The sequence below is a fragment of the Agromyces ramosus genome (genome assembly GCF_004216665.1).
Classification (GTDB): Bacteria; Actinomycetota; Actinomycetes; order Actinomycetales; family Microbacteriaceae; genus Agromyces; species Agromyces ramosus.
In genome coordinates this window covers 654,709-676,260 of sequence record NZ_SGWY01000002.1, presented here as the reverse complement: position 1 = coordinate 676,260, position 21,552 = coordinate 654,709, and the positions used below count along the sequence as shown (strand labels likewise).

The 21,552-nt window shown below is 70.3% G+C and carries 18 protein-coding genes; 7 read left to right on the top strand and 11 right to left on the bottom strand.

Annotated features, from left to right (window positions below; translation table 11 throughout):
* Nucleotides 1-13: 13 nt before the first annotated feature.
* Nucleotides 14-619 carry a gamma carbonic anhydrase family protein gene (locus EV187_RS09730; protein ID WP_130352842.1) on the top strand — a complete coding sequence of 202 codons (606 nt, stop codon included), beginning with the start codon at nucleotides 14-16 and terminating at the stop codon, nucleotides 617-619.
* Nucleotides 620-621: 2 nt separating this feature from the next.
* Here EV187_RS09730 and EV187_RS09725 read toward each other — a convergent pair whose 3' ends face one another.
* Nucleotides 622-1,542 carry a heme o synthase gene (locus EV187_RS09725; protein WP_130352841.1) on the bottom strand — a complete coding sequence of 307 codons (921 nt, stop codon included), beginning with the start codon at nucleotides 1,540-1,542 and terminating at the stop codon, nucleotides 622-624.
* A gap of 322 nt (nucleotides 1,543-1,864) precedes the next feature.
* On the opposite strand from EV187_RS09725, the gene tkt reads away from it, so the two are divergent.
* Genes tkt through pgl form a run of 6 tightly spaced genes read left to right on the top strand, consistent with a single transcriptional unit; the run spans nucleotide 1,865 to nucleotide 9,979 of the window.
* Nucleotides 1,865-3,958: a transketolase gene (tkt, locus tag EV187_RS09720; RefSeq protein ID WP_130352840.1), complete on the top strand. Its 2,094-nt coding sequence runs from the start codon at nucleotides 1,865-1,867 to the stop codon at nucleotides 3,956-3,958.
* A gap of 26 nt (nucleotides 3,959-3,984) precedes the next feature.
* Entirely contained in the window at nucleotides 3,985-5,097 is a 1,113-nt protein-coding gene (tal, locus tag EV187_RS09715; RefSeq protein ID WP_130352839.1) for a transaldolase, read from the top strand.
* Nucleotides 5,094-6,698 (top strand): glucose-6-phosphate isomerase, encoded by a 1,605-nt coding sequence (locus EV187_RS09710; RefSeq protein WP_130352838.1) that lies wholly within the window; start codon nucleotides 5,094-5,096, stop codon nucleotides 6,696-6,698. Before tal ends, EV187_RS09710 begins: the two co-directional genes overlap by 4 nt.
* A 16-nt stretch (nucleotides 6,699-6,714) precedes the next feature.
* On the top strand, nucleotides 6,715-8,256 hold the full coding sequence (gene zwf / locus EV187_RS09705; RefSeq protein ID WP_130352837.1) for a glucose-6-phosphate dehydrogenase: 1,542 nt from the start codon (nucleotides 6,715-6,717) through the stop codon (nucleotides 8,254-8,256).
* A complete protein-coding gene (locus EV187_RS09700) occupies nucleotides 8,253-9,212 on the top strand; it encodes a glucose-6-phosphate dehydrogenase assembly protein OpcA (RefSeq protein ID WP_130352836.1) in 960 nt (319 codons plus the stop codon). Before zwf ends, EV187_RS09700 begins: the two co-directional genes overlap by 4 nt.
* Nucleotides 9,209-9,979, top strand: a complete 771-nt coding sequence (gene pgl / locus EV187_RS09695; protein WP_130352835.1) for a 6-phosphogluconolactonase — start codon at nucleotides 9,209-9,211, stop codon at nucleotides 9,977-9,979. The genes EV187_RS09700 and pgl overlap by 4 nt, the downstream gene beginning before the upstream one ends.
* A gap of 112 nt (nucleotides 9,980-10,091) precedes the next feature.
* Here pgl and EV187_RS09690 read toward each other — a convergent pair whose 3' ends face one another.
* From EV187_RS09690 to uvrA, 10 genes are all read right to left on the bottom strand, one after another.
* The gene (locus EV187_RS09690; RefSeq protein ID WP_130352834.1) at nucleotides 10,092-10,460 is read right to left on the bottom strand and encodes an RNA polymerase-binding protein RbpA; all 369 of its coding nucleotides are present in this window, start codon (nucleotides 10,458-10,460) and stop codon (nucleotides 10,092-10,094) included.
* Nucleotides 10,461-10,470: 10 nt separating this feature from the next.
* Nucleotides 10,471-10,722 (bottom strand): preprotein translocase subunit SecG, encoded by a 252-nt coding sequence (gene secG / locus EV187_RS09685; protein WP_130352833.1) that lies wholly within the window; start codon nucleotides 10,720-10,722, stop codon nucleotides 10,471-10,473.
* Between the two features lie 85 nt (nucleotides 10,723-10,807).
* Entirely contained in the window at nucleotides 10,808-11,596 is a 789-nt protein-coding gene (gene tpiA / locus EV187_RS09680; RefSeq protein ID WP_130352832.1) for a triose-phosphate isomerase, read from the bottom strand.
* Entirely contained in the window at nucleotides 11,587-12,801 is a 1,215-nt protein-coding gene (locus EV187_RS09675) for a phosphoglycerate kinase (protein WP_130352831.1), read from the bottom strand. Before EV187_RS09675 ends, tpiA begins: the two co-directional genes overlap by 10 nt.
* A gap of 11 nt (nucleotides 12,802-12,812) precedes the next feature.
* Entirely contained in the window at nucleotides 12,813-13,817 is a 1,005-nt protein-coding gene (gene gap / locus EV187_RS09670) for a type I glyceraldehyde-3-phosphate dehydrogenase (protein ID WP_130352830.1), read from the bottom strand.
* A gap of 93 nt (nucleotides 13,818-13,910) precedes the next feature.
* On the bottom strand, nucleotides 13,911-14,537 hold the full coding sequence (locus tag EV187_RS09665; protein ID WP_130352829.1) for a superoxide dismutase: 627 nt from the start codon (nucleotides 14,535-14,537) through the stop codon (nucleotides 13,911-13,913).
* A gap of 199 nt (nucleotides 14,538-14,736) precedes the next feature.
* Nucleotides 14,737-15,717: a DNA-binding protein WhiA gene (gene whiA, locus EV187_RS09660; RefSeq protein WP_130352828.1), complete on the bottom strand. Its 981-nt coding sequence runs from the start codon at nucleotides 15,715-15,717 to the stop codon at nucleotides 14,737-14,739.
* Between the two features lie 35 nt (nucleotides 15,718-15,752).
* Nucleotides 15,753-16,601, bottom strand: coding sequence for an RNase adapter RapZ (gene rapZ / locus EV187_RS09655; protein WP_242609525.1), 849 nt, complete (start codon nucleotides 16,599-16,601; stop codon nucleotides 15,753-15,755).
* Between the two features lie 64 nt (nucleotides 16,602-16,665).
* Nucleotides 16,666-18,630, bottom strand: coding sequence for an excinuclease ABC subunit UvrC (gene uvrC / locus EV187_RS09650; RefSeq protein ID WP_130352826.1), 1,965 nt, complete (start codon nucleotides 18,628-18,630; stop codon nucleotides 16,666-16,668).
* Between the two features lie 5 nt (nucleotides 18,631-18,635).
* On the bottom strand, nucleotides 18,636-21,527 hold the full coding sequence (gene uvrA, locus EV187_RS09645; protein WP_130352825.1) for an excinuclease ABC subunit UvrA: 2,892 nt from the start codon (nucleotides 21,525-21,527) through the stop codon (nucleotides 18,636-18,638).
* Between the last annotated feature and the right edge of the window lie 25 nt (nucleotides 21,528-21,552).

The following is a 21,552-nucleotide window of genomic DNA, read 5'->3' as shown; positions in this document are numbered from 1 at the left end:
GATCGCGGCGACCGTGCTGATCGAGCATCGCGGCCGACGCCCGACGGTCGATCCGTCGGCCACCGTCGCACCCACCGCGGTGCTGTCGGGCGACGTCCGGATCGGCCCCCGCACCCGCATCCTCCACGGTGCGGTGCTCACCGCAGAGGACGGCGCGATCGTCGTCGGCGAGGAATGCGTCGTCATGGAGCACGCCCTCGTACGCGGTCGGGTGCGGCATCCGGTCGCCATCGGAGACCACGTGCTCGTCGGCCCGCACGCGCAGGTGAACGGCGCGACGATCGCGGACGAGGCCTTCATCGCCACCGGTGCGTCGGTGTTCCCCGGAGCGACGGTCGGCCGCGGTGCGGAGGTGCGCATCAACGGCGTGGTGCAGGTGAACACGACGCTGGAGCCCGGCGCCGTGGTGCCGATCGCGTGGGTGGCCGTCGGAACGCCCGCGCGGCTCCTCTCCCCCGACCGGCACGAGGAGATCTGGGCCATCCAGCGGGAGCTCGACTTCCCCGGCACGGTGTACGGCGTCGACCGTGCGAGCGGCATGGCCGAGATCATGCGGCGCCAGTCCGCGTTCTACGCGGCGCACGACGACGACCGCATGTTCGACGACCCGGAGTCGTGAGGCTAGAACGGCAGCAGCGGATCGATGCCGATCGCGAGGAAGAGCAGCGAAAGGTACACGATGGAGCCGTGGAACACGCGCATCGGCGAGACCTGCTCGTGCCGGATGGCGAGGTTGTACAGGCGGTGGGTCTCGTAGATGAACCAGGCGCCCGTGACGAGCGCGACACTTGAGTACAGCAGGCCCATGCCCGCGACGGGGATGAGCAGCAGCGAGCACGCGACGGTCGCCCACGCGTACAGGATGACCTGCAGTCCCACCTGCGCGCGTCCCCGCACGACCGCCAGCATCGGCACGCCGGCCGCGGCGTAGTCGTCCTTGTACTTCATCGAGAGCGGCCAATAGTGCGGCGGCGTCCAGAGGAAGATGATGAGGAACAGGATGAACGGCGTCCATGTGAGGCTGCCGGTGACCGCCGCCCAGCCGATGAGCACGGGCATGCAGCCGGCGACGCCGCCCCACACGATGTTCTGCGACGTGCGGCGCTTGAGGATGAGGCTGTAGAAGACCACGTACAGCAGGATCGCGCCGAGCGACAGGGCCGCGGCGAGCCAGTTGGTGAAGAGCCAGAGCCAGGCGATGGATGCCGCACCGAGGGCGTACGCGAACACGAGCGCCTCGCCGTCGGTGAGCTCGCCGGTGACGAGGGGTCGGCCCCGGGTGCGCTTCATGACGCGGTCGATGTCGCGGTCGATGTAGCAGTTGAACGCGCCGGCGGAGCCGGCGCTCATGGCGCCGCCGATGAGCGTGGCGACGAGCAGCCAGAGGTCGGGCAGGCCGTTCTGCGCGAGGATCATCGTGGGAGCGGTGACCACGAGCAGCAGTTCGATCACCCGCGGCTTGGTGAGTGCGAGGTACGCCGCGGCCTTGCGTCGTACCGTCATCGCCGGTCGCGACTCGCGAGTGTGTACGGCTGCCTGCATCGTTCCTCTTCCGGGCGCGGGCACGATTCGACCACTCCCCGCGCGACCCCTGACGATTCTAGGCCATGCCGCGGCACGGTCTGACGGAATACGCTTTCCGCCTCACATAGCGCGGATTGCCATGTGAGTCATCCCCCGTCACAGAGCACCCCCGAATCCATATACTGAGGATTGCGCGCCCGGCTTCGCGGGTTCGACCAAGCCGGCGTCACGCTCGACGTGTCCGGCCGAATCCGCCGCCGGGCGGAACCGCGCCGCAACGTCCCGGCGGGTCGGGGCCCACGGTTCCCGACGCCGTCACGATCGGAAGGAACAGCACCTCGTGGCCAATCTGCAGTGGGAACCCATCGACGATCGCGCGGTCGACACGGCGCGCGTACTCGCGGCCGACGCCGTCGAGAAGGTCGGGAACGGGCACCCCGGCACCGCGATGAGCCTCGCGCCCGCCGCGTACCTCCTCTTCCAGAAGGTCATGCGCCGCGACCCGGCCGACCACGCCTGGCTCGGGCGCGATCGATTCATCCTCTCCGCAGGCCACAGCTCCCTGACCCAGTACGTGCAGCTCTACCTCGCTGGCGACGGGCTCGAGCTCGACGACCTGAAGGCGCTGCGCACGTGGGGCTCCAAGACCCCGGGCCACCCCGAGTACGGCCACACCGACGGCGTCGAGATCACCACGGGCCCGCTCGGGCAGGGCCTCTCGTCGGCCGTGGGCTTCGCCTACGCGTCGCGCTTCGAACGCGGCCTCTTCGACCCCGATGCCGCGCCCGGCACGAGCCCCTTCGACCACTTCGTCTACGTCGTCGCCGGCGACGGCGACCTGCAGGAGGGCGTGACCAGCGAGGCCTCCTCCCTCGCCGGCCACCAGCAGCTCGGCAACCTCGTCGTGATCTACGACTCGAACCAGATCTCCATCGAGGACGACACGAACATCGCCTTCACCGAGGACGTCGCCAAGCGCTACGAGGCGTACGGCTGGCACGTGCAGACCGTCGACTGGAAGAAGACCGGCCAGTACGTCGAGGATGTCGCGGAGCTCCACCGCGCGATCGAGGCCGCCCAGGGCGAGACGTCCAAGCCGTCGATCATCATCCTGAAGACGATCATCGGCTGGCCGAGCCCCGGCAAGCAGAACACCGGCAAGATCCACGGCTCCGCCCTCGGCGCCGCCGAGCTGGCCGCCACCAAGGAGGTGCTGGGCTTCGACCCCGAGCAGACCTTCGTCATCGCGGAGGACGTGCTCGAGCACACCCGCGAGGCGCGCGAGCGCGGCGCCGTGCAGCACGCCGAATGGCAGGTGGCGTTCGACGCCTGGGCCGCGGCCAACCCCGAGCGCAAGGCGCTGCTCGACCGGCTCGAGGCCGGCGAGCTCCCCGCCGACGTGGCCTCGGTGCTGCCGTCGTTCGAGGGCGGCACCGAGGTCTCCACCCGAGCGGCATCCGGCAAGGTCATCAACGCCCTCGCCGGCGTGCTCCCCGAGTTCTGGGGCGGCTCGGCCGACCTCGCCGAGTCGAACCTCACGACGATCAACGACGCCGCCTCGTTCATCCCCACCGAGTGGTCAACGCACGAGTTCGCGGGCAACCCCTACGGCCGCGTGCTGCACTTCGGCATCCGCGAGCACGCGATGGCCGCGATCGTCAACGGCATCGTGCTGCACGGCAGGACGCGCGCGTTCGGCGGCACGTTCCTCATCTTCAGCGACTACATGCGGCCGGCGGTGCGCCTCGCCGCGCTCATGCGGGTGCCGTCGATCTTCGTGTGGACGCACGACTCCGTCGCGCTCGGCGAGGACGGCCCGACGCACCAGCCGATCGAGCAGCTCGCCACCCTCCGCGCCATCCCGGGGTTCACGGTCGTGCGCCCGGCCGACGCCAACGAGGTGGCGGTCGCCTGGCACGAGATCCTCAAGCGCCACGACGGCCCCGTGGGCATCGCGCTCACCCGGCAGAACATCCCGGTGTTCGAGCGCGGCGACGACGAGGCATCCGGTGACACCCTCGCGGCGGCCGAGGGCCTCGCACGGGGTGCGTACGTGCTGGCCGAGGCACCGTCGGGCACGCCCGAGGTCATCATCATCGCCACCGGCTCGGAGGTGCAGCTCGCCGTCGCCGCGCGCGAGCGGCTCGCGACCGAGGGCATCCAGGCGCGCGTCGTGTCCGCCCCGAGCCTCGAGTGGTTCGAGCAGCAGGATGCCGCGTACCGCGAGTCCGTCCTCCCGGCCTCCGTGACCGCCCGCGTCTCCGTCGAAGCCGGCATCGCGCTCACCTGGCGCCCCTATGTCGGCGACCGCGGACGCAGCGTGTCGATCGAGCACTTCGGCGCGTCCGCCGACTACAAGACCCTGTTCCGCGAGTTCGGCATCACGACGGACGCCGTCGTCGCCGCCGCGAAGGAAACGCTCGCGTCGGCCTGACGCGCGCACGAAGGAGACACATCCCCATGAGCACCAACTCCCCCACCGCCGCGCTCTCCGAGGCCGGCGTGAGCATCTGGCTCGACGACCTGTCGCGCGAACGCATCACCTCCGGAGACCTCGCGCGGCTGATCGCCGACCGCAACGTCGTCGGCGTCACCACCAACCCGACGATCTTCGCCGGCGCGCTCGCCAAGGGCGACGCCTACCGGGCGCAGCTGCACGGCCTCGCCGAGTCCGGCGCCGACCTCGACACGGCGGTGTTCGAGGCCACGACCGACGACGTGCGCGACGCGGCCGACATCTTCCGCCCCGTCTACGACGCGAGCGGCGGCTACGACGGCCGCGTGTCGATCGAGGTCGCTCCCGACCTCGCCAACGACACGGCACGCACCATCGAGCAGGCGCACGCCCTGTGGGAGAAGGTCGACCGGCCGAACGTGATGATCAAGATCCCGGCGACCGTCGAGGGCCTCGACGCGATCACCGCGGTGATCGGCGCCGGCATCAGCGTCAACGTCACGCTCATCTTCAGCCTCGACCGCTACCGGCAGGTGATCGACGCCTACCTCGCCGGCCTCGAGCAGGCGAAGGGCGCGGGCATCGACCTCTCCACCATCCACTCGGTCGCGTCGTTCTTCGTGTCGCGCGTCGACACCGAGATCGACAAGCGACTCACCGCGATCGGCACCGACGAGGCCCTCGCCCTCAAGAGCAAGGCGGGTGTCGCGAACGCCCGGCTCGCGTACGAGCTGTACGAGCAGGTGTTCGGCGGCGAGCGGGCCACGGCCCTCCTCGAGGCGGGCGCGAATCGCCAGCGCCCGCTGTGGGCGTCGACGGGCGTCAAGGACCCGGCGCTGCCCGACACGCTGTACGTCACCGAGCTCGTCGCCCCGGGGGTCGTGAACACGATGCCCGAGAAGACGCTGGAGGCGACCTTCGACCACGGCGAGATCGTCGGCGACACGGTCACCGGCGCCTACGCCGACGCCGGGGCCGTGCTCGACTCGCTGGCCCGCGTAGGCGTCGACTACGACGACGTGACCGCGGTGCTCGAGCGCGAGGGCGTGGAGAAGTTCATCGTCTCCTGGCACGAGCTGCTCGGCACGGTCCGCACCGCGCTGGAGGCGGCGCGATGAGCTTCCGCATCTCCGTCAGCGGCGCGGCCTCCGACGCGGTCCGCCGCACCGTCCCCGTCCTCGTCGCCGACCTCGTCGCAAGCGGCATCACCGGGCAGGACGCCGAGCTCTGGGGTCCCGCAGCGGAGGACGAGGCGTCGAAGCGCCTCGGCTGGACCGAGGCCGTGGCCGTGTCCCGCCCGTTGGTGCCCGAGATCGAGGCCCTGCGCGAGCAGCTCGAGGCCGACGGCGTCACGCACATCGTGCTCGGCGGCATGGGCGGGTCCTCGCTCGCCCCCGAGGTCATCACCCGCACCGCCCGCGTCGAGCTCACCGTGCTCGACTCGACGGAACCCGGCCAGGTGCGGGCCGCCCTCGCCGACCGGCTGGCCGAATCGGCCATCGTCATCTCCTCGAAGTCGGGCTCCACGGTCGAGACCGACAGCCAGCGCCGCGTCTACGAGCAGGCGTTCCGCGACGCCGGCATCGACCCGGCGACGCGCATCATCGTCGTGACCGACCCGGGTTCGCCCCTCGACGAGTCCGCCCGTGCGGCCGGCTACCGGGTGTTCAACGCCGACCCGACCGTCGGCGGCCGCTATTCGGCGCTCACCGCCTTCGGGCTCGTCCCGTCGGGCCTCGCGGGCGCCGACATCGCCGAGATCCTCGATGAGGCCGAGACGATCGAGCTCTCGCTCGCCATCGACAGCCCCGAGAACCCCGGGCTCGTGCTCGGCGCCGCGATCGCGGCGACGGTCCCCCTGCGCGACAAGCTCGCGATCGTCGCCGACGGCACGCACATCGTCGGATTCGCCGACTGGGCCGAGCAGCTCATCGCCGAGTCCACCGGCAAGGAGGGCACCGGCATCCTGCCCGTCGTGGTCGAGAAGGACGCCCCCGAGCTCTCGGCGGGCCTCGCCGACCTGCAGGTCGTGCGCCTCGTCGACGACGCCGGCGACCAGATCTTCAGCCACCACGACACCGGCGAGATCCGGGTCTCGGGCAGCCTCGGCGCGCAGTTGCTCGTGTGGGAGTACGCCACGGCCGTGGCCGGACGCCTGCTCGGCATCAACCCGTTCGACCAGCCCGACGTCGAGTCGGCGAAGATCGCGGCGCGTGGCCTGCTCGACGCCCGCCCCGAGCCGGCGCCCGCGGCCTTCGTCGCCGACGGCATCGAGGTGCGCGGCACGCCCGACGTGATCGGCGCCTCGAGCGACCTCGTCTCGGCCATCGACGTGCTCTTCGAGGAGCTCCCCGCGAACGGGTACGTCTCCGTGCAGGCCTACGTCGACCGCGTCGCCCACCCCGAGCTCGCGCGCCTGCGCGACCTGCTCGCGGAGCGCGCCGGCCGGCCCGTCACCTTCGGCTGGGGGCCGCGGTTCCTCCACTCCACGGGCCAGTTCCACAAGGGCGGCCCCGCGGTCGGCGTGTTCCTGCAGATCACGGAGACCCCGGCGGTGGACCTCGCGATCCCCGACCGTCCGTTCACGTTCGGCGAGCTCATCGCCGCGCAGGCGTCCGGTGACGCGAGCGTGCTCGCCGAGCACGGCCGGCCCGTGCTGACCCTCACGCTGACGGACCCCGCCGCGAACATCGCGACGTTGTTCGACGCCGTCGGCTGATCCGGAGGGGATCCGCATGGCTCCGGCAGAGATCTCCGCGCAACGGAACCCGCTGCGCTCGCCCAAGGACTACCGCCTCAACCGGATCGCCGGCCCGTCGAGCCTCATCATCTTCGGCGTGACCGGCGACCTCTCCCGCAAGAAGCTCATGCCCGCGGTCTACGACCTCGCGAACCGCGGGCTGCTGCCGCCCGGCTTCGCACTGGTCGGATTCGCGCGGCGCGACTGGGACGACCAGGACTTCGAGAAGGTCGTCCACGACTCGGTGAAGCAGTACGCCCGCACCGAGTTCCGCGAGGACGTGTGGAAGCAGCTCGCGCGCGGCGTCCGCTTCGTGCAGGGCGACTTCGACGACGATGCGGCATTCGATCGGCTGCACGCCGTCGTCGAGGAGCTCGACCGCGAGCGCGGCACGATGGGCAACCACGCCTTCTACCTGTCGATCCCGCCGAAGTCGTTCCCCCTGGTGGTGGCCCAGCTGAAGCGGTCGGGCCTCACCGAGCAGCACGACGACCAGTGGCGCCGCGTGGTGATCGAGAAGCCGTTCGGCTCCGACCTGCAGTCCGCCCGCGAGCTGAACGACGTCGTCGCGTCGGTGTTCCCGCCCGACTCGGTGTTCCGTATCGATCACTACCTGGGCAAGGAGACGGTCCAGAACATCCTGGCCCTGCGCTTCGCGAACCAGCTGTACGAGCCGATCTGGAACGCGAACTTCGTCGACCACGTGCAGATCACCATGGCCGAGGACATCGGCGTGGGCGGTCGTGCCGGCTACTACGACGGCATCGGAGCGGCACGCGACGTCATCCAGAACCACCTCCTCCAGCTCCTCGCGCTCACGGCGATGGAGGAGCCGATCTCCTTCGACGCCGCCGACCTGCGCGCCGAGAAGGAGAAGATCCTGGCGGCCGTGCGACTACCTGAGGACCTCGCGGTCGGCACGGCCCGCGGCCAGTACTCCGGCGGCTGGCAGGGCGGCGAGAAGGTCGTGGGCTTCCTCGACGAGGACGGGATGAACCCCGAGTCGACGACCGAGACGTATGCGGCCATGAAGCTCCTGATCGGCACTCGGCGCTGGGCCGGGGTGCCGTTCTACCTGCGCGCCGGCAAGCGCCTCGGGCGCCGCGTCACCGAGATCGCGGTGGTCTTCAAGCGCGCGCCGCAGCAGGTGTTCGCCGACAGCCAGACGTCGCAGCTCGGCCAGAACGCGCTCGTCATCCGCGTGCAGCCCGATGAAGGCGTCACGATCCGATTCGGCTCGAAGGTGCCGGGCGCGGGCATGCAGGTGCGCGACGTCACGATGGACTTCGGCTACGGCCACGCGTTCACCGAGGCGAGCCCCGAGGCCTACGAGCGCCTCATCCTCGACGTGCTGCTCGGCGACCCCCCGCTGTTCCCCCGGCAGGAGGAGGTCGAGCTCTCCTGGAAGATCCTCGATCCGATCGAGGAGTTCTGGACGACGCAGGGCCAGCCCGAGCAGTACCGCCCCGGAACCTGGGGGCCGAGCTCGGCCGACGAGCTGCTGCACCGCGACGGACGAAGCTGGAGGCGCCCATGATCGTCGAACTGCCCGACACGACGACGAGCCAGGTCTCCAAGACGCTGGTGAAGATCCGCGAGGAGGGCGGCGTCGTCGCGCTCGGACGCGTGCTGACCCTGGTGATCGCCACCTCGCCCGGCAGCGAGGAGGAGGCGATCGAGGCCGCGAACGACGCCTCGCGCGAGCATCCGATGCGCGTCATCGTGGTCTCGAGCGACCCCGACGAGCTGCCCGACGCCGAGGCCCGCCTCGATGCGGAGATCCGGGTCGGTGGCGACGCCGGGGCGAGCGAGGTCATCGTGCTCCGCGCCTGCGGCGACGCGGCCCTCGACGAGGAGAGCCTCGTCATGGGCCTCCTGCTGCCCGACGCGCCGGTGGTCACCTGGTGGCCCGGCATCGCGCCGCCCGTGCCCGGTGAGGCCGCCCTCGGCCGCATCGCCCACCGGCGCATCACGGATGCCTCGACGCAGCGCGATCCGCAGGGCTCGCTCCATTCGCTCGCGTCGAGCTACACCCCGGGCGACGCCGACTTCGCGTGGACCCGGCTCACGCTCTGGCGCGCCCAGCTCGCCGCGGTGCTCGACCAGCCGCCGTACGAGCCGATCACCGGCGTCCGCGTGACCGGCGCGATCGATTCGCCGTCGACCACGCTCCTGGCCGCGTGGCTGCGGCTCCAGTTGGACGCGCCGACGTCGTACGTGCTGACACCCGTCGAGCAGGGCTCGCACGGCATCCACGGCGTGCGACTCGAGCGCGAGGGCGGCACCGTCGAGCTCGTACGCGACGTGCCCGGCATCGCCACCCTGCGCCAGCCCGGCCAGCCCGTCCATGACGTGGCACTCCCCCGCCGCAACCTCCGCGACTGCCTCGCCGACGAACTCCGCCGGCTCGACCCCGATGAGTTGTACGGTGAGGTGATCACGAGCGGCCTCTCGCTGCTCGGCGACGCGGAGGCCGAAGGAGTCCATGCATGACCAATGAGCGGCGGGTACTCGTCCATCCCGACAAGGCGTCACTGGCGAGTTCCGTCTCGGCGCGGTTCATCACGAAGATGCTCGACATCCTCGACGCGCAGGCGGTCGCCCACGTCGTGCTGACCGGCGGGTCGATGGGGTCCGCGGTGCTCGACGCGGTGGCGGCCTCACCCGCGCGCACGTCGATCGACTGGTCGCGCGTGCACTTCTGGTGGGGTGACGAGCGCTGGGTGCCCGACCGTCACGAGGATCGCAACGACGAGCAGGCGCGCACGGCCCTGCTCGACGACCTGGACGTGCCCGACGGGAACGTGCACCCGTTCCCGTCCTCGGAGTCCGGGATGAGCCTCGACGAAGCGGCGGACGCCTACGCGGCGGAGCTCTCGCAGCACGGCGTCGACGGCCTCGAGCATCCGATCTTCGACATCACCTTCCTCGGCGTGGGGCCCGACGGCCACATCGCCTCGCTCTTCCCGCACCGATCCGGCATCCAGGTCACCGATCGCACCGTGATCCCGGTGCGCAACTCGCCGAAGCCGCCCCCCGAGCGGCTCAGCCTCACGCGTCCGGTCATCAATTCGTCGCAGCGGATCTGGCTCGTGCTGGCGGGGGCCGACAAGGCCTCGGCGCTCGGACTCGCGCTCGCGGGCGCGAGCCGCGACGAGGTGCCGGTGGCCGGCATCAAGGGGCGACGCCGCACGGTCTTCTTCGTCGACGCGGATGCCGCGGCTGAGGTGCCCGAGTCGCTCATCGCCCGCGACTACTGACCGGTGGGGCCGGCGGGCGCGGGCGGACGCCGCTTCCGCGATGCCGCCCCGACGCACGTGAGGGGCCAGCCTGGCGGCTGGCCCCTCCCGACGTCGCTGGCGACGCGCCGACTCAGTCCTGCGGGGCGATCTGCCCGCGTCGCGTGCGGAGCTGGGTCAGTGCCTCCTCGAGGAGCGCGGCGGCCTCCTCGTCGGTGCGGCGCTCCTTCACGTAGGCGAGGTGCGTCTTGTACGGCTCGAGCTTGGACACCGACGGCGGGTTGTCCTTGTCGCGCCCCGCAGGAAGCCCGGTCGACGGGCTGTCGATGATGTCGGGGATCTCCTCTTCGGGGAGGTTGGCCGCGAAGTACCGCACGGTCTCGTTCCCCTGGGCGTCCCAGTAGCTCACGGCGACGCGGTCGGCGTGGAAGCCGCGGTCCTGCTCGCCCATCGGACCGGCGCCGACGCGCGAGCCCCGGATGGCGCTGTTTCCTGATGCCATGTCGTTCCCGTCAGATTCCGGCGTCGAACTTGGTGATGAGCCCGAGCACCACGATGCACGTGATCCAGACGAGGCCGAGGATGACCGTGATCCGGTTGAGGTTTCGCTCCGCCACCCCGGATGCGCCGAGGCTGGACGTGACGCCGCCGCCGAACATGTCGGACAGACCGCCGCCGCGGCCCTTGTGCAGCAGGATGAGCAGCGTCAGCAGGAGGCTCGTGAGACCGAGCAGCACCTGCAGGACGACCTGGAGAATCTCCACGGTGAACCTTTCCGGGCACGACGCAGGGTGTCAGTGCCGACAATCGAGTATAGCCGCACGTGCGGCGGTGCCTTGGGACCCGCGCTCAGGCGCCGACGTGCTTCTTGAACCGCACGATGCTCGAGAACTCGTCGATGTCGAGGCTCGCTCCGCCGACGAGCGCCCCGTCGACGTCGGGTTCGCGCAGGAACGACGCGATGTTCGTCGCCTTCACGGAACCGCCGTAGAGGATGCGCGTGGCCGCGGCGACGTCGGCGCCGAGCAGCTCGGCGATCACGCCCCGAAGCGCTTCGCACACCTGCTGCGCCTGCTCGGGCGTCGCCGCCTGGCCGGAGCCGATCGCCCAGACCGGCTCGTATGCGACCACGATGCCCTTGGACCCGTCGACGCCCGCGAGCGCCGTGCGCAGCTGGCGTACGGGGACCGCGCTCGGTCCGTGCGCCTCGAGGTCCTCGGCGGTCTCTCCCACGCAGATCACGGGCACGAGCCCGTGACGCTGCGCGGCGACGACCTTGGCGTTCACGTCGAGGTCGGTCTCGTGGTGCAGCGTGCGGCGCTCGGAGTGACCGATGATCACGTACGTGCAGTCGAGCTGCGCGAGGAACGCGCCGGAGATCTCGCCCGTGTACGCGCCCGAGTCGTGCGCCGAGAGGTCCTGGGCACCGTACGCGAGCGGCAGCGAGTCCGCCGCGATGAGCGTCTGGACCGAGCGGAGGTCGGTGAACGGCGGGAACACCGCGACCTCGGCGTCGGCGAAGTCGTGCTTCGCGTCGGCCAGCGACCATGCGAGCTTCTGCACGAACGCGATCGACTGCAGGTGGTCGAGGTTCATCTTCCAGTTGCCCGCGATGAACGGGGTGCGCTTCACTGCCATCCGAGGACCTCCAGTCCGGGGAGCTTCTTGCCTTCGAGGAACTCGAGGCTCGCGCCCCCGCCCGTCGAGATGTGTCCGAATGCCGCGTCGTCGAAGCCCAACTGGCGCACGGCCGCGGCCGAGTCGCCGCCGCCGACGACGCTGAGGCCGTCGAGCTCGGTGAGCGCCTGGGCGACGGCGCGGGTGCCCGCAGCGAAGGGTGCGAGCTCGAAGACGCCCATGGGCCCATTCCAGAAGACGGTGCGCGAGCGGCGGATCTGCTCGGCGAAGGCCGCCGCGGTGTCCGGCCCGATGTCGAGTCCGAGTCCGGATGCCCCGAACGGCGTCTGCTCGATCGCGTCGGCCGCCGTCACCACGTGATCGGCGTCCGCCGAGAAGGAGGCCGCGACGACCACGTCGGTGGGCAGCACGATCGAGACGCCGCGCTCCTCCGCCTCGGCGAGGTAGCCCTGCACCGTCTCGATCTGGTCGGCCTCGAGGAGGCTCGATCCCACCTTGTGGCCCTGGGCCGCGAGGAAGGTGAAGAGCATGCCGCCGCCGATGAGCAGCGTGTTCACCCGCGGGAGCAGGTGCGCGATGACACCGAGCTTGTCGGACACCTTCGAGCCGCCGAGCACCACCGTGTACGGCCGCTCGGGCGACTCGGTGAGCCGGTCGAGCACGTCGAGCTCGGACGCGATCAGGTGCCCCGCGGCGCTCGGCCGCAGCTGCTCGAGCTCGTACACGCTCGCCTGCTTGCGGTGCACGACGCCGAACCCGTCGGAGACGACGGCATCGGCGAACCCGGCGAGCTCGCCGGCGAACGCCGTGCGCTCCGCCTCGTTCTTCGAGGTCTCGCCCGGGTTGAAGCGCAGGTTCTCGAGCACCAGCACCTCGCCGTCGCCGAGCGCGGCGACCTTCGCCGCGGCATCCGGGCCGACCGTGTCGGTGGCGAAGGCGACCGGGGCGTCGATCAGCTCGTCGAGGCGCGCCGCCACCGGCGCGAGGCTGTACCTCGGGTCGGGCGCGCCCTCGGGGCGGCCGAGATGGGAGACCACGATGACGCGGGCGCCCTGGCCGACGAGGGCCTCGAGGGTGGGGACCGATGCCCGCACGCGGCCGTCGTCCGTGATGACCTCGCCCTGGAGGGGGACGTTGAGGTCGCAACGGACGACGACGCGCTTGCCGGCGAGCGGACCGAGGGTTTCGATCGTTCGCAGGGTCACGATGGCTCGATTCAGAGGCGTTCGGCGACGTACTCGGTCAGGTCGACGAGTCGGTTGGAGTAGCCCCACTCGTTGTCGTACCAGCTCGAGAGCTTCACCTGGTCGCCGAGGACGCGGAGCAGCCCGGCGTCGAAGATCGAGGAGTGCGGGTCGGAGACGATGTCGCTCGAGACGATCTCGTCTTCGGTGTACTTCAGGATGCCCTTCATCGGGCCGTCGGCGGCGGCCTTGTAGGCGGCCTTGACCTCGTCGACCGTGACCGGACGCGACGAGGTGACCGTGAGGTCGGTGATGGAACCGGTGGGCACCGGGACGCGGAGCGCGAAGCCGTCGAGCTTGCCGACGAGCTCGGGGAGAACGAGGCCGATGGCCTTCGCGGCACCGGTGGAGGTCGGCACGATGTTGACGGCCGCGGCGCGGGCACGACGCAGGTCCTTGTGGGGGCCGTCCTGCAGGTTCTGGTCGGCGGTGTAGGCGTGCACGGTCGTCATCAGGCCGCGCTCGATGCCGAACGCGTCGTTGAACACCTTCGCGAGCGGCGCAAGGCAGTTGGTCGTGCACGACGCGTTCGAGATGATGTGGTGGCGTTCGGGGTCGTAGTCCTGCTCGTTCACGCCCATGACGAAGGTCGCGTCCTCGTCGGTGGCGGGCGCCGAGATCAGCACCTTCTTGGCGCCGGCGTCGATGTGCTTGCGGGCGTCGCCGGCCTTCGTGAAGAAGCCCGTCGACTCGATGACGATGTCGACGCCGAGGTCGCCCCACGGCAGGTTCGCAGGGTCGCGCTCGGCGAACGCCTTGATCGCCGTGCCGTTGACGATGATGTGGTCGTCGTCGTAGTCGACGGTCGCGTCGAGGCGGCCCGTGATCGAGTCGTACTTCAGCAGGTGGGCGAGCGTCTTGTTGTCGGTGAGGTCGTTCACTGCGACGATCTCGAGGTCGGCGCCCTGGGCGAGAGCGGCGCGGAAGTAGTTGCGGCCGATGCGGCCGAAGCCGTTGATGCCGATCTTTACGGACACAGGTGTCTCCTGAATTGACGTGCGCGAGTGCGCGATTCCAAGGTGAACGGATCGGACGGCGGTGTCCCCGGACGGGTCCGGGGACACCATCCGCTACGACAGTAGCAGCAGCCCTGAGGTCTTCTCGCGTGCGGCCTGGAGGCGCTGCTGGGCGTTGTCCCAGTTCGCGATGTTCCAGAACGCCTTCACGTAGTCGGCGCGGACGTTCTGGTAGTCGAGGTAGTAGGCGTGCTCCCAGACGTCGAGCATGAGCAGCGGAACGATGCCCGCGGGGAGGTTGCCCTGCTGGTCGAAGAACTGCACGATGATGGGCCGCTGGCCGAGCGAATCCCAGGCCAGCACGGCCCAGCCGGAGCCCTGCACGCCGAGCGCGGTCGCGGTGAAGTGCGCGCGGAACTTGTCGAACGAGCCGAACTCGTCGTCGATCGCCGCGGCGAGCTCGCCGGTCGGCTTGTCGCCGCCCTCGGGTGACAGGTTGGTCCAGAAGATCGAGTGGTTGACGTGGCCGCCGAGGTTGAACGCGAGGTCCTTCTCGAGCTTGTTGACGTTGGCGAGATTGTCCGAGTCGCGCGCCTCGGCGAGCTGCGCGAGGGCGGTGTTCGCCCCGGTCACGTACGCCTGATGGTGCTTCGAGTGGTGCAGCTCCATGATCCGTCCGCTGATCGACGGCTCGAGCGCCGAGTAGTCGTACGGCAGATCGGGGAGGGTGTAGTCAGCCATTGCTTCTCCTTGTCAGATGCCGGGCGTTCCGGGCTCCTGCCCGGCGTTCCGCGGCTGCATCCACGAGTCTATGCCCGGCCCGTGGCGGGCCGGTCGGGGTTGACGCGTCTGCGACGGCGCATGACGATGACGGATGCCGCGGCATCCGTCATGCTCTGATGACGCGGCTCCGCGGCGACGGGCGGCCGGAGGTCGCAGCTCAGACGTCGTCGAGGTCGGCGGGAAGGCTGGCCTCGGTGCCGGGGACGCCGAGCTCGATCGCGCGCTTGTCGGCCATCGCGAGCAGGCGGCGGATGCGACCCGCCACCGCGTCCTTCGTCATGGGCGGGTCGGCATGGTGGCCGAGCTCGTCGAGGCTCGCATCGCGGTGGGCGAGCCGGAGCTCGCCCGCGTACTTGAGGTGGTCGGGGATGTCGTCGCCCAGGAGCTCCATGGCGCGCTCGACCCGCGCGCACGCGGCCACCGCGGCCTGGGCCGAACGCCGCAGGTTGGCGTCGTCGAAGTTCACGAGGCGGTTGGCGGTGGCGCGCACCTCCCGGCGCTGGCGGAGCTCCTCCCAGTTGCGCACGGTGTCGGTGGCCCCCATGAGCGCGAGCATCGAGCTGATCGCCTCGCCGTCGCGGATGACGACCCGGTGCACGCCGCGCACCTCGCGGGCCTTCGCGGAGATGCCGAGGCGGCCGGCCGCGCCGACGAGCGCCATCGCGGTCTCGTTTCCGGGGCAGGTGACCTCGAGCGCGGCCGAGCGTCCCGGATCGGTGAGGCTGCCGTGCGCGAGGAAGGCGCCGCGCCACACCGCGGCGACGTCGTCGCGCGAACCGGTGGTGAGCTTGTTGGGCAGGCCGCGCACGGGGCGTCGACGGGCGTCGAGCAGGCCGGTCTGGCGTGCGAGGGTCTCGCCGCCGTCGAGCACGCGCACCAGGTACTGGTTCGACCGCCGGATCCCCGATGGCGAGATCACCGACACGTCGGGTCGCACCCCGTAGAGCTCGCCGAGATCGCGCGTCACCCGGCGGGCGATCGTGGGCGAGTCGAGCTCCGCCTCGATGGCGATACGCCCCGAGATGATGTGCAGTCCGCCGGCGAAGCGCAGCACCGCGGCGAGCTCCGCCGCCCGCACACTCGTCTTCGACACCTCGACCCGCGCGAGCTCCTCTTTCACGTCGGCGGTCAGTGCCACGTCATGTCCTCTCATTCGTCATGTCCGGCGACCGGTCACTCGCGGCCGCGATCGCGATGCTTCACGCTGACGGCCACGCCCGGGAACCGTCCGATCCGCTCGGCGAGCTCGCGGACGATCGCGACCGAACGGTGCTTGCCGCCGGTGCATCCGACCGCGATGGTCGCGTGTCGCTTGTTCTCGCGTTGGTAGCCGGACAGCACCGGCTCCAGCGCCGCCGCATAGGCGTCGATGAACTCGTGCGCCCCCGGCTGGCTGAGCACGTAGTCCGCGACTTCGGGGTCCTCGCCGTTGAGGTGCCGGAGCTCCGGGATCCAGAAGGGGTTCGGCAGGAATCGTGCGTCGGCGACGAGGTCGGCGTCGGCGGGAAGCCCGTACTTGAAGCCGAAGCTCAGCATCGTCACATGCAGGCCCGCCCGCCCGGCCTCCGCGAAGGTCTCGGTGATGAGGGTCGCGAGCTGGTGGATGTTCAGGTCCGAGGTGTCGACGACGATGTCGCTGGACTCGCGCAGCTCGGCGAGGCGCGTGCGCTCCGCGCCGATGCCGTCGAGCAGCGTGCCGTTGCCCTGCAGGGGATGCGGGCGACGCACCGACTCGAATCGGCGCACCAGCACGGCATCCGTGGCGTCGAGGAAGACGACGCGCACGTTCACGCCCGTGCGCAGCGCCTGGATGATGTCCTGGAGCTCGGAGAAGAAGTCGCGGCCTCGCACGTCGACGACCGCCGCGATGCGCGGCAGGGATGCGCCCGCGCGCTCCACGAGCTCGACGAGCGGACGGAGCATCTGCGGCGGCAGGTTGTCGACCACGTACCAGCCGAGGTCCTCGAGGGCGTTGCCGACGGTGGAGCGGCCCGCACCCGACATGCCGGTGACGATGAGCATCTCCTGATGCTCGGCCTCAGCTGCCATCGTCTCGGGCCCCCTTTCCGCGCGTCGACACTCCAGCCTACCGGGGCGCCGACACGCCGTCGGCGCGAAGGTGCGCATGCACGGTGGCCGCGAGCGTGGGGCCGATTCCCTTGACCTCGGCGATGTCGGTCTCGCTCGCCGCACGGAGTCGCTTCACCGAACCGAAGTGCTTGAGCAGCTCCTTCACCCGGGCGGGGCCGAGCCCGGGGATGCCCGAGAGCACCGAGCCGATGTCGCGCTTGCGTCGTTGCCGCTGATGCGTGATCGCGAAGCGGTGCGCCTCGTCGCGCACGCGCTGGAAGAGGAACAGCGCGTCGCTGTTGCGCGGCAGGATCACGGGGAAGTCGGCGTCGGGGGTCCAGATCTCCTCGAGCCGCTTGGCGATGCCGCACAGGTAGATCCCCTCGACGCCCGATTCCTCGAGCGCACGGGCGGCTGCCGCGACCTGCGGCTCGCCGCCGTCGACGACGAGGAGGTTCGGGCGATAGGCGAACTTCCTGCGTCGCTCGGAGACCGCCGCGGCATCCGGAGACTCGCCGTCGCCGTTGCCCACGCCGGGGCCGAGGCCCGACGTGTCGGCCGTCGCGGCCGGGCCTGCCGCCGTCGCGTCGTCGCGGCCGGGCTTCGCGAGGTAGGCGAGCCGGCGCGTGAGCACCTGGTGGATCGAGTCGGTGTCGTCGGACGAACTCGGGATCGTGAACCGGCGGTACTCGTCCTTGCGGGGCAGTCCGTCCTCGAAGACCACCATCGAGGCGACGATGTTGGTGCCGCTGAGGTGCGAGACGTCGAAGCACTCGATGCGCAGCGGCGCGTCGGCCATGCCGAGCGCCTCCTGGATGTCCTCGAGCGCGCGCGACCGGGTCGTGAAGTCCGCACTGCGGCGCGTCTTGTAGAGCATGAGGGACTGCCGTGCGTTCTGCGTGGCCGTCGTGAGGAGTGCCGCCTTGTCGCCGCGATGCGCGACGCGAAGCCGCACCTTGCGGGAGGCCAGCGTGCCGAGCCAGGTCTCGAGGGCCTCGGCGTCGTCGGGCAGCTCGGGCACCACCACCTCGCGGGCGGGCGTGAGGTCGTCGCCGTACGCGTTCTGCAGCACCGAGTCGACGAGGTCGCCGAGCGGCACGTCGAGCTCCTTGTCGACCGTCCACGAATGCACGCCGCGCACGCGCCCGCCCCGTACGACGAACAGGTGCACGGCGGCGGCGAGCTCGTCATGGTCGATGCCGAAGACGTCGAGGTCCACCTTCGCGCCGAGCACGACCGCGCTCTTCTCGAAGAACGCCGTCGCGGCCTGCAGCTGGTCGCGCCGGCGCGCCGCGGTCTCGTAGTCCTGCACGGCCGCGGCGGACTGCATCTGCCGGGTGAGGTCCCCGAGGATCCGCTGGTCCTGGTTCTGCATGAAGGCGACGAAGCGGTCGACGTTGGCGCGGTGCTCCTCGACCGTCACCCGGCCGGAGCAGGGCCCGAAGCACTTGCCGATCTGGCCGGCGAAGCACGGCCGTCCACTCGCCATCGCGCGCTTGTAGTCCGAGTCCTTGCAGGTGCGGATCGGGAAGAGCTTCATCAGCAGGTCGAGCGTCTCGTTCACCGCCCACACCTTGGGGTAGGGCCCGAAGTACCGGGCGCCGGGGATCCCGCGCTTGCGCGAGACCATCGCACGGGGCGCCTCGTCAGCGAGGGTGACCACGAGGTAGGGGTAGGACTTGTCGTCCTTGAAGCGCACGTTGAAGGGCGGATGGAGCTCGTTGATCCAGGTGATCTCGAGCTGCAGCGCCTCGACGTCGCTCTGCACGACGGTCCATTCCACGGATGCCGCAGTGGTCACCATCCGGCGCGTGCGTTCGTGCAGCGTCCGGAGCGGCGCGAAGTAGTTCGAGAGCCGTGCCCGCAGGTTCTTGGCCTTGCCCACGTACAGCACGCGCCGGTCGGCGTCGAGGAATCGGTACACGCCCGGGTCGGTCGGGATCTCCCCCGCCCTCGGGCGATACGGAACGGTGCCGCTCATCCTCGTCAGCTGGCGACGTCGGCGCGCTCGGATGCCGCGTCGAAGATCTCACGCAGGAAGTAGCCGGTGTGGCTCGCCGCCACGCGCGCGACCTGCTCGGGGGTGCCGGTCGCGACGACCTGCCCACCGCCCGAGCCGCCCTCGGGACCGAGGTCGATGACCCAGTCGGCCGACTTGATGACGTCGAGGCTGTGCTCGATGACGATCACCGTGTTGCCCTTCTCCACGAGCTTGCCGAGCACCTTCAGGAGCTTGCGCACGTCTTCGAAGTGCAGGCCGGTGGTCGGCTCGTCGAGCACGTAGACGCTGCGGCCGTTCGACCGGCGCTGGAGCTCCGTCGCCAGCTTCACGCGCTGCGCCTCGCCGCCGGACAGGGTCGTGGCGCTCTGGCCCAGCTGCACGTACCCGAGTCCGACATCGACGAGGGTCTTGAGGTAGCGGTGGATCGCGGAGATCGGCTCGAAGAAGTCGGCCGCCTCGCTGATCGGCATCTCGAGCACCTCGGCGATGTTCTTGCCCTTGTAGTGCACCTGCAGCGTCTCGCGGTTGTAGCGCTTGCCGCCGCACACCTCGCACGCGACGTAGACGTCGGGCAGGAAGTTCATCTCGATCTTGATGGTGCCGTCGCCGGAGCACGCCTCGCAGCGGCCGCCCTTGACGTTGAAGCTGAACCGGCCGGGCAGGTATCCGCGCGCCTTCGCCTCGGTGGTCTCGGAGAAGAGCGTGCGGATGCGATCGAACACGCCCGTGTACGTGGCGGGGTTCGAACGCGGCGTGCGGCCGATGGGCGCCTGGTCGACGTGGACGACCTTGTCGAGCTGGTCGATGCCCGTCACGCGACGGTGCCTGCCCGGGACCTTGCGGGCGCCGTTGAGCCGGTTCGCCAGCACGCGGTAGAGGATGTCGTTCACGAGCGACGACTTGCCGGAGCCGCTCACCCCGGTGACGGCGGTGAACGTGCCGAGCGGGAAGTCGACGTCGATGCCCCGGAGGTTGTTGGCCTCCGCGCCCTGCACCGAGATCATGCGCTCGGGGTCGATCGGACGTCGTCTCGCGGGAGTCGGGATCTCCTTGCGTCCGGAGAGGTAGTCGCCCGTCAGCGAACGCGTGTTCTTGATCAGGTCGGCGTAGCTGCCCGAGTGCACGACCGTGCCGCCGTTGACGCCCGCACCGGGGCCGATGTCCACGATCCAGTCGGCCGTGCGGATGGTGTCCTCGTCGTGCTCGACGACGATGAGCGTGTTGCCGAGGTCGCGGAGGGCGATCAGGGTGTCGATCAGGCGACGGTTGTCGCGTTGGTGCAGGCCGATGCTCGGCTCGTCGAGCACGTAGAGCACGCCCGTGAGTCCCGAGCCGATCTGCGTCGCGAGTCGGATGCGCTGCGCCTCACCGCCCGACAGCGTGCCCGCGGCGCGCGCGAGGTCGAGGTAACTCAGGCCGACGCGGATCAGGAAGTCGAGGCGGACCTTGATCTCGCGCAGCACCTGGGCCCCGATCGCCTGCTCGCGATCGGTGAGCTGGAGCCGGTCCATGAACGACCTGGCGTCGGTGAGGCTCAGCAGGCCGACATCGGCGATGCTGTGGTTGTGGATGAGCACCGAGAGCACCTCGGGCTTCAGCCGCTTGCCGTCGCAGACGGGGCACGGGACCTCGCGGAGGTACTCCGACCAGCGAGCCCGCTGCACGTCGGTCTCGGCCTGCAGGTACTGCCGCTCGATGTACGGCACGACCCCCTCGAACCCGGACGTGTAGCTCATCTCGCGGCCGTAGCGGTTGCGCCACCGCACCTTGACCTCGAAGTTGTCGCCCCGCAGCACCGCCTGGCGCGCCTCGAGGTCGAGCTCCTCCCACGGGGTGTGCAGCGAGAAGCCGAGGTCGCGGGCGAGCCCGTCGAGCAGCTTCTCGTAGTAGTTGTAGAGGCTCTTGCCCTGCGAGGTCCACGGCAGGATCACGCCCTCGGCGATGCTGAGCGAGGGGTCGCCGAGCAGGAGCGCCTCGTCGACCGACATGCGAGTGCCGAGGCCGGAGCACTCGGGGCAGGCGCCGAAGGGCGCGTTGAACGAGAACGTGCGCGGCTCGATCTCGGTGAGCTGGATCGGGTGCTGGTTGGGGCACGAGAGTTTCTCGGAGAAGGTCGCCCATGCGCTCGGACCCGTCTCGTCGACGTAGTTGACCTGCACGAGCCCGTCGGTGAGGCGCAGCGCCGTCTCGAGCGAGTCGGTGAGCCGGCCGAGGATGTCGGGCCCGGCCACGAGCCGGTCGACCACGACCGAGATGTCGTGCTTCACCTGCTTCTTGAGGATCGGGGGCTCGTCGAGGCGGATCACCTCGCCGTCGACCACGGCGCGCGAGTACCCGCCGGCGGCGAGTTCGCGGAAGAGGTCGACGAACTCCCCCTTCTTCTTCGAAACCACGGGGCTCAGGACCTGATAGCGCGTGCTCTCGGGCAGCTCCATGAGCTGATCGGCGATCTGCTGCACGGTCTGCCGCTGGATCCGCTCGCCGCAGACCGGGCAGTGCGGCACACCGATGCGGGCCCAGAGGAGTCGCATGTAGTCGTAGATCTCGGTGATGGTGCCGACCGTGGAGCGGGGGTTGCGGTTCGTGGACTTCTGGTCGATCGAGACCGCCGGGCTCAGGCCCTCGATGAAATCGACGTCGGGTCGGTCGACCTGCCCGAGGAACTGGCGCGCGTAGGCCGAGAGCGACTCGACGTACCGCCGCTGCCCCTCGGCGAAGATCGTGTCGAACGCGAGCGACGACTTGCCCGAGCCCGAGAGGCCCGTGAACACGACCATTGCATCGCGCGGGATCTCAACGTCGACGTTGTGCAGGTTGTGCACGCGGGCACCGCGAACACTCAGGCGCGAGTGGGCATCGAGACGTGAGACTGGCACCTTACGAGTCTAGAGAGAGCCACCG